The organism is Pseudomonas sp. H1_A03, assembly GCF_054685145.1.
The window spans coordinates 256,537-269,278 of record NZ_CP162829.1; the positions used below are offsets into that span (position 1 = coordinate 256,537).

The window sequence follows — 12,742 nt, forward strand, 5'->3', positions numbered from 1 at the left end:
ATACCCTAAAGGTATGAAAGGAGCCGTCATGGAACTGCGTCACTTGCGCTATTTCCAGGTGCTGGGAGAAACCTTGAACTTCACCCGCGCCGCCGAACGCCTGCACATCGCCCAGCCGCCGCTGAGTCGGCAGATCCAGCAATTGGAGGATGAGTTGGGCGTGATTTTGCTGGAGCGTGGCCGGCCGCTGCGGCTGACCGAGGCCGGGCGGTTCTTCTATGAGCACGCCAATGTGCTGCTGGAGCAACTGAACAAAGTCTGCGACAACACGCGTCGCATCGGCCAGGGTGAAAAGACCTGGCTGGGTATCGGTTTTGCACCCTCGACCTTGTACGGCGTGCTGCCTGAATTGATTCGGCGATTGCGCAGTCATGAGGCGCTGGAGCTGGAATTGGGGCTGTCGGAGATGACCACCTTGCAGCAGGTCGAGGCGCTCAAGGCCGGGCGGATTGATGTGGGGTTCGGACGGATTCGTATCGACGATCCGGCCATCGTCCAGCGTGTGCTGGTGGAGGATCGGCTGGTCGCCGTGTTGCCCGCCGGTCACCCCTTGCTGGGCGCGCCCGCCACCCTCACTCAGCTGGCCGCCGAGCCGTTTGTGCTTTACCCCGGCAACCCGCGCCCCAGCTATGCCGACCACGTGATTGCGCTGTTCGACGCCCATGGCTTGAGCCTCAAGGTGGCGCAGTGGACCAACGAATTGCAGACCGCTATCGGGCTGGTCGGCGCCGGGATGGGGGTGACGTTGGTGCCGGCTTCGGTGCAGGTGCTGCACCGGGCGGATATCGGCTATACGCCGATTGTGGAAGCCACGGCGACGTCGCCGATCATCCTCAGCCGACGGGTGAATGATCAGTCGCCGGGACTGAATCATTGCCTGCAACTGGTGGAAGAATTGATCTGAGCCCTCCCAAACACTGAGGATCCAATGTGGGAGCTGGCTTGCCTGCGATAGCGCTTGGTCAGTTGGCACATCTATCGGCTGGCCCACCGCTATCGCAGGCAAGCCAGCTCCCACAGTTTGATCTTCATTGTCTTCAGATACTGCGCATGCGCTTGCGCTGCTGGGTCTGGCTGGGGGATTCGTCGAACAGCTTTCGGTATTCGGCCGAAAATCGCCCCAGGTGGGTAAAGCCCCAGCCCAAGGCGATCTCGGAGATCGTACGGGTGGGGCCATGCTCGAGGATTTCTTGGCGCACGGCAGAAAGCCGGTATTTCTTCAAATAAGCCATCGGCGACAGCGCGAAGTACTTACGAAACGCATCGAACAGCTTGAACCGCGACACCCCCGCAGCTGCTTCGAGGTCTTCAAGGTGCACGACTTCGCGAGCGTTGTCGTGGATGTACTGGCGCGCACGGATCAGGTAGTGCGGCAGTTTCACGCCCAATACGTCGCGCAGTTCTTCGGAGTAATTGTTCGGCTGGGCCAGGATCAGGCCCTTAATCAACGAACTTTCCAGGTCGCGGGTGAACGCAGCCTGCTCATACAACTCGCTGCCGTGTTCCAGCTCCGCAATGAAGTAACGCGCCATGCGCCACCACGACGCTGAAGCGCCGTCCACCGCGTCCATCACCGACTCAAAGCGCAACGGCGCCTCAATCGGCCGATGCAGCAACCCTTCCAGGGACTCGCTCATCGCTGCGCGCGTGATCACCACCTGCAACTTGCGACAGTCACCGGAAATCGCCAGCACCTGGTGCTCGTTAGGCGAGATGATCACCCCTTGGTCACGGTTGGAACTCAGGCGCTCGCCGTTCTTGCTCAATTCCTGCTCGCCCACCAGCGGCAGGCTCAGGCTATAGCTGCTGAAATGCTCGGCGTCTTCGATGTCGATGGTCACGTCGGTGCCGTATTCGATCACGCCCAAGGTAGTGGCGCGCGACTTGAACACGTTGGCGCTGTGATGAAAACGCAGGCGTTCGGGCGTGGCGGTGGCCAGGCGATGGGGCCCGCAGATGCCGGACATCCAGCTGCGGGCGCCTTCCAGGTCGAAGCGTTGAATCGTTTGGCTGCTCATCAGGGTGCACCCACGGCGGTTAGGCTGTTGCGCGCTCTGGCGGCGCGTCGTTGTTGTTCGACAGCAAATAATGCGCCACGCCAGCGCAATGGCCAGCGAGTGGATAGCAATGGTCGATTAAGTGGATAAGACACCGACTTTTCCGACCATTGTCCAGCAAGACAGTAGCGCATTCCGTCACCGGCCTGCACCGGGTTGGGTATTTGCTGCCCAATTATCCGGCGCAGGTTCCCCCATTAAGCGGATAGCCCGCGCCCTGCCCCGCTGCCTCTAATGAACCACCGTTTAGCCCCAATCAAAAAGGTGCCTCCCATGAGTGGTGCAAGAAGCGTCGAGCAATGGAAAAGCTTTATCGAAAGCTGCCTGGATTTTCGCCCCGCAGATGAAGTGTTCCGCATCGCCCGCGACATGTTCACCGAACCGGAACTGTTCGACCTGGAGATGGAACTGATCTTCGAAAAGAACTGGATCTACGCCTGCCACGAAAGCGAACTGGCGAACAACCACGACTTCGTGACGATGCGTGCCGGGCGCCAGCCAATGATCATCACCCGCGATGGCGACGGCCAGCTCAACGCGCTGATCAACGCCTGTCAGCATCGCGGCACCACATTGACGCGAGTCGGCAAAGGTAATCAGTCGACCTTCACGTGCCCATTCCACGCCTGGTGCTACAAGAGCGATGGCCGGCTGGTGAAGGTCAAGGCGCCGGGGGAATACCCGGAAGGTTTCGACAAAGCCACACGCGGCCTGAAAAAAGCCCGCATCGAAAGCTACAAAGGGTTCGTGTTTATCAGCCTGGACGTGAAGGGCACGGACAGCCTGGAAGACTTCCTCGGCGATGCGAAAGTGTTTTTCGACATGATGGTCGCCCAGTCCGCCACCGGCGAGCTGGAAGTGCTGCCGGGCAAGTCCGCCTACACCTACGATGGCAACTGGAAATTGCAGAACGAAAACGGCCTGGACGGTTATCACGTCAGCACCGTGCACTACAACTACGTGGCCACGGTGCAGCACCGCCAACAGGTGAATACCGAGAACGGCAGCGCGTCCGGCACCACTCTGGACTACAGCAAACTCGGCGCCGGCGACGCGAACACCGATGACGGTTGGTTTGCCTTCAACAACGGCCACAGCCTGTTGTTCAGCGACATGCCCAACCCCAGCGTGCGTTCCGGCTACGCCACCATCATGCCGCGCCTGGTCGAAGAGCACGGCCAGCAAAAGGCCGAGTGGATGATGCACCGCCTGCGCAACCTGAACATCTACCCGAGCCTGTTCTTCCTCGACCAGATCAGCTCGCAACTGCGCATTATCCGGCCGATGGCGTGGAACAAGACCGAAATCATCAGCCAGTGCCTGGGGGTGAAAAACGAGTCGGACGCCGACCGCGAAAACCGTATTCGCCAGTTTGAAGATTTTTTCAACGTTTCGGGCATGGGCACGCCGGACGACCTGGTGGAGTTTCGCGAAGCCCAGCGTGGTTTCCAGGGCCGGCTGGAGCGCTGGAGCGATATCTCGCGCGGCAGCCATCGCTGGGCAACCGGGCCCACGCCCAACAGCGAAGCCATCGGCATCCAACCGGCCATGACCGGCACCGAGTTCACCCACGAAGGCCTCTACGTGAACCAGCATCGCAACTGGCAGCAATTCCTGCTCGATGGCCTGGACCGACAAGCGCTGAAACTGCGGGAGGTGGAATGATGAACGCGCACCTGCAATACCAGATAGAGCAGTTTTTCTACCGCAAATCCGAGCTGTGCGACGCCCAGGACTGGGATGCCTATGTGCAACTGTTCGATCCGCAGAGTGAATTCCACCTGCCGCAATGGGACTCGGAACACGTCTACACCCGTGACCCCAAGCGCGAGATGTCGTTGATCTATTACGCCAACCGTTCGGGCCTGGAAGACCGCGTGTTTCGGTTGCGCACGGGTAAGGCGGCGTCGGCGACACCCATGCCGCGCACACTGCACCTGATCAATAACGTGCGGATTGCCGAGCAGGCGGGTGGGGCGCTGGAAGTGCGATTGAACTGGCACACGTTGTTTTATCGGATGGCCACTTCGGAGCAGTTTTACGGGCAGGCCACTTACAGCCTCAAGCCCCATGGCGACAGTTGGTTGATTACGCGCAAGCACGCGTTGCTGCTCAACGACAGCATCAACTCGGTGCTGGACTTCTATCACTTGTGAACACCTCCCACGTAGCAGCTGTCGAGCCTCGCCAAGGCTCGACAGCTGCTACGGGGTGTTTGGAGCACAATCAGATGAATCACAAAGTGGCCTTCAGTTTTGCCGATGGCAAGACCTTGTTTTTCCCCGTGGGCGCCCATGAAGTCCTGCTGGACGCGGCGCTGCGCAACGGCATCAAAATCCCTCTGGACTGTCGCGAAGGCGTATGCGGCACCTGCCAGGGTCGTTGCGAGTCAGGCGATTACAGCCAGGATTATGTGGACGAAGAAGCGCTGTCGAGCCTCGATCTGCAACAGCGCAAGATGCTCAGTTGCCAGACGCGGGTGAAGTCCGACGCAACGTTCTATTTCGACTTTGATTCAAGCCTGTGCAATGCGCCCGGTCCGGTGCAGGTGCGAGGCACGGTGAGCGCGGTGCAGCAGGTGTCGGCGAGTACGGCGATCCTGCAGGTGCAGTTGGATCAAGCGCTGGATTTTCTGCCGGGCCAATACGCACGCCTGTCGGTGCCAGGCACGGACAGTTGGCGGTCGTATTCCTTCGCCAACCTTCCGGGCAATCAACTGCAATTCCTGATCCGCCTGTTGCCCGATGGGGTGATGAGCAACTACATCCGCGAGCGCTGCCAGGTTGGCGATGAGCTGTTGATGGAGGCGCCACTCGGTGCCTTCTACCTGCGCCACGTCACCCAACCGCTGGTGCTGGTGGCAGGCGGAACCGGGTTATCGGCTTTGCTGGGCATGCTCGACGAACTGGCCGCCAATGGCTGCGACCAACCCGTGCACCTCTACTATGGCGTGCGCGGTGCCGAGGACTTGTGCGAAGCGGCGCGCATCCAGGCCTACGCCTCAAGCATCGCGGACTTCTGCTACACCGAAGTCCTCAGCGCCCCCTCAGAGGATTGGCCCGGCAAGCGCGGCTACCTGACCGAGCATTTCGACTTGGCCGAATGGCGGGACAGATCGGCGGATATGTACCTGTGCGGCCCTCCTCCAATGGTCGAATCCATCCAACAATGGCTGGCGGATCAGGCACTTGATGGCGTTCAGCTGTATTACGAAAAGTTTACGCAGAGTAATATCTGACCCCTCAGCACTTCTGAGGGGTTGGTGCTGCGTGCAATCAACCCTGAGAAAAACAAGTAGAAGGGAATGTTAATGGCGGATGACATGGTTAACCCGGTAGGCCTCAAGCGTGGCCTGAAGAACCGGCATATTCAGTTGATCGCCTTGGGCGGGGCAATCGGCACGGGGTTGTTCCTCGGCTCGGCCGGGGTACTCAAGTCGGCGGGACCGTCGATGATCCTCGGTTACGCGATTGCCGGTTTTATCGCGTTCCTGATCATGCGCCAGCTCGGCGAGATGATCGTCGAAGAGCCGGTGGCCGGCTCCTTCAGCCACTTCGCCCACAAATACTGGGGCGGCTACGCAGGCTTCCTGGCGGGCTGGAACTACTGGGTGCTCTACGTGCTGGTGGGCATGGCCGAACTGACGGCCGTGGGCAAGTACATCCAGTTCTGGTGGCCAGAGATCCCGACCTGGGTCAGCGCCTTGGTGTTCTTCGTCGCGGTGAACCTGATAAACACCCTGAACGTGAAGTTCTTTGGTGAGACCGAGTTCTGGTTTGCGATCATCAAGGTGGTGGCGATTGTCGGCATGATCGTGCTTGGCTGCTACCTGCTGTTCAGCGGCACCGGCGGCCCGCAAGCCTCGGTCAGCAACCTGTGGAGCCACGGCGGGTTCTTCCCGAATGGCGGCATGGGGCTGTTGATGTCCATGGCATTCATCATGTTCTCGTTTGGTGGCCTGGAGCTGGTGGGTATCACCGCCGCCGAGGCCAGCGAGCCGCGCAAAGTGATCCCGAAAGCGATCAACCAGGTCGTCTACCGGATCCTGATCTTCTACGTCGGCGCGCTCACCGTGCTGCTGTCGCTGTACCCATGGGACCAACTGTTGCAAACCCTCGGCGCGTCGGGCGATGCCTACAGCGGCAGCCCGTTTGTGCAGATCTTCTCGCTGATCGGCAACGACACCGCTGCGCACATCCTCAACTTCGTGGTGCTGACCGCGGCGCTGTCGGTGTACAACAGCGGCGTGTACTGCAACAGCCGCATGCTGTTCGGCCTGGCCGAGCAGGGCGATGCGCCAAAAGCGTTGATGAAACTCAACAAGCAAGGCGTGCCGCTGCGGGCGCTGGCGATTTCGGCACTGGTGACGATGCTGTGCGTGGTGGTCAACTACGTCGCGCCGCAGAGTGCGCTGGAGTTGCTGTTTGCGCTGGTGGTTGCCTCGCTGATGATCAACTGGGCGCTGATCAGCATCACCCATATCAAGTTCCGTAAGGCCATGGGCGAGCAAGGCGTGACACCGTCGTTCAAGACCTTCTGGTTCCCGTTCAGCAACTACCTGTGCCTGGCGTTCATGGTGATGATCATCAGCGTGATGCTGGCGATTCCAGGGATTAACAAGTCGGTGTATGCGATGCCGGTGTGGGTGGGGATTATCTATGTGGCCTATCGGTTGCGGGTTCGCAGGAGTAACGCGGTAGTCAACGCACAGTGATCCCTGTGGAAGCCGGGCTTGCCCGCGATAGCGGTGTATCAGTCGCTGAATGTGCGAGCTGATATACCGCTATCGCAGGCGAGCCAGCTCCCACAGGTTTGATTGCATTCCAAATGAAAAGCCCCGGTAATCCGGGGCTTTTTGTTTAGAGCGTTGAGCGTACTCGCCACAACTCGGGGAACAACACCGTGTCGAGCATCTTGCGCAAATAGCCCACGCCTTCGGTGCCGCCAGTACCCGGCTGGAAGCCGATAATCCGCTCCACCGTGGTCACATGGCGGAAGCGCCACTGACGGAACGAATCCTCCAGGTCGATGAATTTCTCGGCCAACTGATACAAATCCCAGTACCGGCTTGGATCGCGATACACCTCGCGCCACGCCGTCTCCACGGATTCATCGTGAACCGTCGCCGCCGTCGGGTCGCGCTCGGCACGTTTCGGGTCAATCGCCAAACCCGCCTTTACCATCAGGTTGATCGCCTCGTCATACAGCGATGGCGTAGCAATCGCCACTTTCAACTCATTCAACAGCTCCGGCCGATGGGCGTGGGGCCGCAACAGCGCCGCGCTTTTATTGCCGAGGATAAATTCGATCTCACGGTACTGGAACGACTGGAACCCAGACGACTGCCCGAGGAACGGCCGAATGGCCTTGTACTCCGACGGCGTCATCGTCGCCAGCACCGCCCAGGCGTGCACCAATTGATCAAAGATCCGCGAGACCCGCGCCAGCATCTTGAACGCCGGCGGCAACTCGCCCAGGCGCACGTGTTCGCGGGCGGCCTTGAGCTCGTGGAGCATCAGTTTCATCCACAACTCAGAAGTCTGGTGCTGGATGATGAAGAGCATTTCGTTATGGTCCGGCGACAGCGGGTGCTGGGCGCTGAGGACTTTGCCCAGGTCCAGGTAATCGCCGTAGCTCATGGACTCGGAAAAATTCAGTTCGGCGTTATGCCATTCTTCCGGGGGTTGGTAATCAGGCGAGAAAGGACATTGGCTCATCGCGTGGGCTCCTTGAGCGGGCGGAGAATGGCGCGAACCGGGCTGGCGTCGAGGTTGGCAAAACGCAGCGGCAGCGCGATCAGTTCATAGTCGCCCTCCGGCACGTCATCGAGCACGATGCCTTCCAGAATCGCCATGCCATGGCGGAACACGGCGTTGTGGGAATCCATGGTCTTGGACTGCTGCGGGTCCAGGGACGGGGTGTCGATACCGATCAAACGCACACCCAGGCTGGCCAGCAGCTCGATGGTTTGCGGGGCGATGGCGGTGAAATTCGAATCCCATTGGGTCAGTGGCGCTTGTGGATAAGTGCGCAGCAACACACGCTCGGGCAACTTATCCACACGGCCTTCCAACTGATGCGGCTGCACCAGTGCGCCGCTGTCCAGGCAATGCAGCACCCGGCACGGCCCCATGTACACGTCCAGCGACACTTCACCGATCGGTGCACCGTCGGCGCTGTAATGCAGCGGTGCATCCACATGGGCGCCGGTGTGCGGCGACAAGGTAATGCGCCCGACATTCACCGGGCACTCCGGGCCGAACTGCCACACGCGCTCTTCCTGGAACGGCGTATCGCCCGGCCAGGTCGGGGTCGCCGTACTCAAGGGTGGGCTGATGTCCCACCACGTTTTTATTGGGTTCATTTGAAGGCTCTCGACGGGTACTGGGGTGAATGATACGAGGGCCTGCTGCGAATTTTCTTGCGAATTCTGGCGCGAAGCGGGAAATCTTTCGCACTTACTGCGAGGAATGGGTGGATTGGCGCATAAAGCTATCGCTCAGCCTTACAGCATCCCCCCTGTGGGAGCCGGTGATTCAACGATCATCAGGTAGCTGCGCTTCTGGGCATCCCAATGTCGAGTCCAGACCACTGGCGCAACGCCCAAGGCCTTAGGGTGGATCTTTCCATTCACTGCCCTGGAGTCATCATGTCCACGCCCATCACCGTACTGCGCGACACCCACCCCCTGCCGGTCCTGGACGCGTGCAAATGGGAAAAGCTCGAAGGCGACCCACACACCGTCAACCTCAACGCCTACACCAGCGAAGACGGCAGCAAGATCATGGGCACCTGGATCTGCACACCGGGCAAGTGGTACGTGGACTACGTGAAGTGGGAATACTGCCACTTCCAGGAAGGCTACTGCATCATCACGCCAGAAGGCCTGGAGCCGATTCACTTGCGGGCTGGGGATATCTTTGTGGTGGAACCAGGGATGAAGGGGACGTGGGAAGTGGTCGAGACGGTGCGTAAGTATTTTGTGTTTGCTTGAGCCGCAAAAAACCGGGAGCCCGCCACAGGCAGGCCCCCGGAAAACGCCCTATTTGGGCTTGCGATAGCTGTTGATAATCGCCGAGAAGTCCTTGCCCCCTTCCCCACGCTGGCTCATTGATTGATACAACTGCTGGGCCACGGCGCCGAGGATCACCGGCTGCTTGGCCTGGCGCGCCGCTTCAGTGGCCAGGCCCAAATCCTTGAGCATCAAGTCGGCACCAAACCCGCCGGTGTAGCCACGGGACGACGGCGCGGTTTCAATCACGCCCGGCCATGGGTTGTAGGTGTCGGAACTCCAGCAACGCCCGGTGGAGCTGTTGATAATGCCCGCCAGCACTTGCGTGTCGATACCCAACGCATCGCCCAGGGCCATGGCTTCGCTGACGCCGACCATGCTGATGCCCAGCAACAGGTTGTTGCAGATTTTGGCGATTTGCCCGGTGCCCACGTCGCCGCAATGCACGATATTGCGGCCCATCTGCGCCAGCACCGGTTGCAGGGTGGCGAACAGTTCCGGGTTGGCGCCGACCATGAAGGTCAGCGTACCCGCCTGGGCGCCACCCGTGCCGCCAGAGACTGGCGCGTCAGCCACGGCCACGCCTTGCTTGGCCGCTGCAGCCGCCACATCGCGGATGGTTTGCGGGTCGATGGTGCTGCAATCCACTGCGGGTACGCCCTTGCCGATGCCAGCGAGTACGCCGTCTTCATTCAGCCAGACGCTGCGCACGTGGGCTGCAGCCGGCAGCATGGTGATCACCAGCTCCGCGCCGTTGGACGCATCACGCGGTGAGTCGCTGATAGTGCCGCCCAACTCGGCCAGTTCCTTGAGCACCGTCTGGTTCAAGTCGAACAGGTTCAGCGCGTGGCCGGCCTTGATCAGGTTGCGAGCCATGGGCGCGCCCATGTTGCCCAAGCCGATAAATGCAATCTTCATGGTCGTCTCCCGAATCAGCGCAGGTTGATGGTGGTGTTGACGCCATCGTTGACTGTGTCGTCATCGAACCAGCGGCTGGTGACGGTTTTGGTCTGGGTGTAGAACTGCACCACTTGCTTGCCGTACGGGCCGAGGTCGCCGAGCTTGGAACCGCGGGAACCGGTGAAACTGAAGAACGGCACCGGCACCGGAATCGGGATGTTGATGCCGACCTGGCCTACATCGATTTCGCTCTGGAACTTACGCGCCGCCGCGCCGCTCTGGGTGAACAGGCCGGTGCCGTTGCCGAACGGGTTGGCGTTGACCAGTGCGATGGCCTCATCCAGGGTGTCGACTTCCAGCACCACAAGCACCGGCCCGAAAATTTCCTGGGTGTAGATTTGCATGGAGGGGGTCACGCCCGAGAACAGGGTCGGGCCGACAAAGTTGCCTTGCTCGTAGCCCGGCACCTTGATGTCGCGGCCGTCCAGCTCCAGCTTGGCGCCTTCTTTCACGCCGCTTTCGATCAATTCCAGGATACGTGCCTTGGCGCGCTTGGAGATCACCGGGCCCACATCCGTGCCCGCTTCGCTGCCCGCGTTGACCTTGAGCTTTTGCGCCAGCGCCTTGAGATCCGGCAGCCATTGCTTGGACGCGCCCACCAGCACCACCACCGAGGTGGCCATGCAACGCTGGCCTGCCGCGCCGAAACCGGCGCCGACCAGGGCATTGAGGGTGTGTTCGCGGTTGGCATCCGGCAGCACCACCGCGTGGTTCTTGGCACCCATCATCGATTGCACGCGCTTGCCGTGTTTGCCGGCCAGGTCGTAGACGTGAGTACCCACGGCAGTCGAGCCAACAAAGGACACGGCCTTGATGTCTTTGTGGGTGCACAGCGCATCCACCACGTCCTTGCCGCCGTGCACCACGTTGAGTACACCGGCCGGCACACCAGCTTCCAGCGCCAGCTCCACCAGCAGCATGGTCGACAGCGGGTCCTGCTCGGACGGTTTAAGGACGAACGTGTTACCGCAGGCAATCGCCATCGGGAACATCCACAGCGGAATCATCGCCGGGAAGTTGAACGGGGTGATACCGGCGCACACGCCGATGGGTTGGCGCAGCGTGTAGGTATCGACGCCACCGGCGACGTTTTCAGCGAATTCGCCCATTTGCAGGGTGCCGATGGAACACGCGTGCTCCACCACTTCCAGGCCACGGAAAATATCGCCTTCGGCATCGGCAATGGTCTTGCCCTGCTCGTTGCTGAGCACCACGGCGATGCGCTTGGAATGTTCGCGGATCAAGGCTTGCAGCTTGAGCATGATGCGCATGCGCGCGCCGATCGGCGTCAGCTTCCAGGTCTGGAAGGCGCGATGGGCGGCGTCGATGGCGGCGTTCACTTCATCGGCCGTGGCGAACGGGACTTTGGCCAGCACCTGCTGGGTGGCCGGGTTGACGATGTCTTGCCATTCGGTGGTCTTGGACTCGACCCACTCGCCGTTGATCAGCAACTTGACCTGTTGCACGGAAATATCGGCAGATGCGTTCATGTGGTCTCCAAATCTTATAGTTATGCAGAGAACCAAGGCGTTGAATGGCCTTGAAGAATGAGGCGTTCGGACTGTTTTTGGAGTATAGATGTGCAAATCTCTAATAAGAACGCACATAAAAGCCGGACCAATATGCAAAAAAACATCACGTCGCTGGGCTCCCTGAACTGGGATGACCTGAAGTTTTTCCTCGAAGTGGCCCGCACCCGCAAGGCCAGCGTGGCCGCCAAGCGCCTGGCGGTGGACTACACCACCGTGTCGCGGCGCATCAGTTCACTGGAAGCGTCTTTGGGCACCCTGCTCTTCGAAAAATCCCGGACCAACGGCTTCGTCCTCACCCCCGAGGGCCAGCGTTTGCTGGGCTACGCCGAGTCCATCGAAAGCACCCTGCACATGGCTTGCGAACAGGTGTCCGGCTCCGGCGTGGCACTGTCCGGCCATGTGCGCATGGGCTGCACCGAAGGCTTCGGCAGCTTTTTCGTCACCCCGCAATTGAGCCACTTCGTCGACACCTACCCGGCGATCTCAGTGGACATCCTGCCCCTGCCCCACTTCATCAGTCTGTCCAAGCGCGAAGCCGATATCGTCATCGCCCTAGAGCGCCCGGAGCATGGCCCGTATGTGTGCTGCAAATTGTGCGACTACAAATTGCAGCTGTATGCGACCCAGGAATATCTGGACCAGCACCCGCCGATACAACGCCCGGCGGATTTGGCTGAGCATCCGTTCATCAGTTATGTGGATGACCTGGCGTTCAGCTCGGAGCTGCTGTACCTGGCGAACGTGGTGCCCGGCGCCAGCGCCAGCCTGCGCAGTACCAGCGTGATCGCGCAGTACGTGGCGGCGCAGCAGGGACGATCAATGGCGATATTGCCGTGCTTTCTGGCGGCGCAGGATCCGCGGTTGCTGCCGGTGCTGGGGGCGCAGATTGCGATTACGCGGCAGTTCTGGATGTATTGCCGGGAGGATTTGAGGAAGTTGAAGCGGATCACGTTGTTGTGGGATTACATCAGGGAAGTGACGGAGCAGAATCAGGGGTTGTTGATGGGGGAGACGCGGGAGATCAGGTTCGCGGATTAAAGGGCCATCAACGATGATTCGCTTTAAATAGCAGGACGTTTCCTAGAGGCTCTCTACCCCATTGCGCCTTACCGTTTGGGTCACTAGCCTCCTGACTTCGCTGCTCATCAGCGATCGGGTTTAGCGACTCTGATTAGTTGGGA

General features: G+C 60.3%; 12 protein-coding genes. 7 read left to right on the top strand and 5 right to left on the bottom strand.

What is annotated here, in order from left to right; genetic code table 11:
• Positions 1–28: 28 nt before the first annotated feature.
• Positions 29–904 carry a LysR family transcriptional regulator gene (locus tag AB4O35_RS01215; RefSeq protein WP_065880717.1) on the top strand — a complete coding sequence of 292 codons (876 nt, stop codon included), beginning with the start codon at positions 29–31 and terminating at the stop codon, positions 902–904.
• A 133-nt stretch (positions 905–1,037) separates the two neighbouring features.
• On the opposite strand, the gene AB4O35_RS01220 is transcribed toward AB4O35_RS01215, so the two are convergent.
• Positions 1,038–2,018: an AraC family transcriptional regulator gene (locus AB4O35_RS01220; RefSeq protein WP_065874667.1), complete on the bottom strand. Its 981-nt coding sequence runs from the start codon at positions 2,016–2,018 to the stop codon at positions 1,038–1,040.
• Between the two features lie 312 nt (positions 2,019–2,330).
• Between AB4O35_RS01220 and antA the strand changes: the two genes are divergently transcribed.
• The 4 genes from antA to AB4O35_RS01240 all read left to right on the top strand — a co-directional run bounded on the left by antA (position 2,331) and on the right by AB4O35_RS01240 (position 6,771).
• Positions 2,331–3,722: an anthranilate 1,2-dioxygenase large subunit gene (gene antA / locus AB4O35_RS01225; protein ID WP_065910238.1), complete on the top strand. Its 1,392-nt coding sequence runs from the start codon at positions 2,331–2,333 to the stop codon at positions 3,720–3,722.
• The gene (gene antB, locus AB4O35_RS01230) at positions 3,722–4,213 is read left to right on the top strand and encodes an anthranilate 1,2-dioxygenase small subunit (RefSeq protein ID WP_065874665.1); all 492 of its coding nucleotides are present in this window, start codon (positions 3,722–3,724) and stop codon (positions 4,211–4,213) included. The genes antA and antB overlap by 1 nt, the downstream gene beginning before the upstream one ends.
• A gap of 74 nt (positions 4,214–4,287) precedes the next feature.
• Positions 4,288–5,295, top strand: coding sequence for an anthranilate 1,2-dioxygenase electron transfer component AntC (gene antC, locus AB4O35_RS01235; protein WP_065945772.1), 1,008 nt, complete (start codon positions 4,288–4,290; stop codon positions 5,293–5,295).
• A 72-nt stretch (positions 5,296–5,367) separates the two neighbouring features.
• A complete protein-coding gene (locus AB4O35_RS01240) occupies positions 5,368–6,771 on the top strand; it encodes an amino acid permease (protein WP_065890048.1) in 1,404 nt (467 codons plus the stop codon).
• A gap of 145 nt (positions 6,772–6,916) precedes the next feature.
• Here the strand turns inward: AB4O35_RS01240 and kynA are convergent, their stop codons facing one another.
• On the bottom strand, positions 6,917–7,774 hold the full coding sequence (gene kynA / locus AB4O35_RS01245; protein WP_065874662.1) for a tryptophan 2,3-dioxygenase: 858 nt from the start codon (positions 7,772–7,774) through the stop codon (positions 6,917–6,919).
• Positions 7,771–8,421, bottom strand: coding sequence for an arylformamidase (gene kynB, locus AB4O35_RS01250; RefSeq protein WP_065874661.1), 651 nt, complete (start codon positions 8,419–8,421; stop codon positions 7,771–7,773). Before kynB ends, kynA begins: the two co-directional genes overlap by 4 nt.
• A 285-nt stretch (positions 8,422–8,706) precedes the next feature.
• Between kynB and AB4O35_RS01255 the strand changes: the two genes are divergently transcribed.
• The gene (locus AB4O35_RS01255) at positions 8,707–9,051 is read left to right on the top strand and encodes a cupin domain-containing protein (protein WP_049711538.1); all 345 of its coding nucleotides are present in this window, start codon (positions 8,707–8,709) and stop codon (positions 9,049–9,051) included.
• A gap of 48 nt (positions 9,052–9,099) precedes the next feature.
• Here the strand turns inward: AB4O35_RS01255 and mmsB are convergent, their stop codons facing one another.
• Both mmsB and AB4O35_RS01265 read right to left on the bottom strand, forming a co-directional pair.
• A complete protein-coding gene (gene mmsB, locus AB4O35_RS01260; protein WP_065880781.1) occupies positions 9,100–9,987 on the bottom strand; it encodes a 3-hydroxyisobutyrate dehydrogenase in 888 nt (295 codons plus the stop codon).
• A 14-nt stretch (positions 9,988–10,001) separates the two neighbouring features.
• Positions 10,002–11,519 carry a CoA-acylating methylmalonate-semialdehyde dehydrogenase gene (locus AB4O35_RS01265; RefSeq protein ID WP_065874659.1) on the bottom strand — a complete coding sequence of 506 codons (1,518 nt, stop codon included), beginning with the start codon at positions 11,517–11,519 and terminating at the stop codon, positions 10,002–10,004.
• A gap of 132 nt (positions 11,520–11,651) precedes the next feature.
• Between AB4O35_RS01265 and AB4O35_RS01270 the strand changes: the two genes are divergently transcribed.
• Positions 11,652–12,599, top strand: coding sequence for a LysR family transcriptional regulator (locus AB4O35_RS01270; RefSeq protein ID WP_065874658.1), 948 nt, complete (start codon positions 11,652–11,654; stop codon positions 12,597–12,599).
• Positions 12,600–12,742 lie beyond the last annotated feature (143 nt).

Coding starts and splice junctions, on each gene's coding strand:
- AB4O35_RS01265 (WP_065874659.1), bottom strand. CDS start 11,519: ATGAACGCATCTGCCGATATTTCCGTGCAACAGGTCAAGTTGCTGATC.
- antB (WP_065874665.1), top strand. CDS start 3,722: ATGAACGCGCACCTGCAATACCAGATAGAGCAGTTTTTCTACCGCAAA.
- antC (WP_065945772.1), top strand. CDS start 4,288: ATGAATCACAAAGTGGCCTTCAGTTTTGCCGATGGCAAGACCTTGTTT.
- AB4O35_RS01215 (WP_065880717.1), top strand. CDS start 29: ATGGAACTGCGTCACTTGCGCTATTTCCAGGTGCTGGGAGAAACCTTG.
- kynA (WP_065874662.1), bottom strand. CDS start 7,774: ATGAGCCAATGTCCTTTCTCGCCTGATTACCAACCCCCGGAAGAATGG.
- AB4O35_RS01255 (WP_049711538.1), top strand. CDS start 8,707: ATGTCCACGCCCATCACCGTACTGCGCGACACCCACCCCCTGCCGGTC.
- AB4O35_RS01240 (WP_065890048.1), top strand. CDS start 5,368: ATGGCGGATGACATGGTTAACCCGGTAGGCCTCAAGCGTGGCCTGAAG.
- kynB (WP_065874661.1), bottom strand. CDS start 8,421: ATGAACCCAATAAAAACGTGGTGGGACATCAGCCCACCCTTGAGTACG.
- mmsB (WP_065880781.1), bottom strand. CDS start 9,987: ATGAAGATTGCATTTATCGGCTTGGGCAACATGGGCGCGCCCATGGCT.
- AB4O35_RS01220 (WP_065874667.1), bottom strand. CDS start 2,018: ATGAGCAGCCAAACGATTCAACGCTTCGACCTGGAAGGCGCCCGCAGC.
- AB4O35_RS01270 (WP_065874658.1), top strand. CDS start 11,652: ATGCAAAAAAACATCACGTCGCTGGGCTCCCTGAACTGGGATGACCTG.
- antA (WP_065910238.1), top strand. CDS start 2,331: ATGAGTGGTGCAAGAAGCGTCGAGCAATGGAAAAGCTTTATCGAAAGC.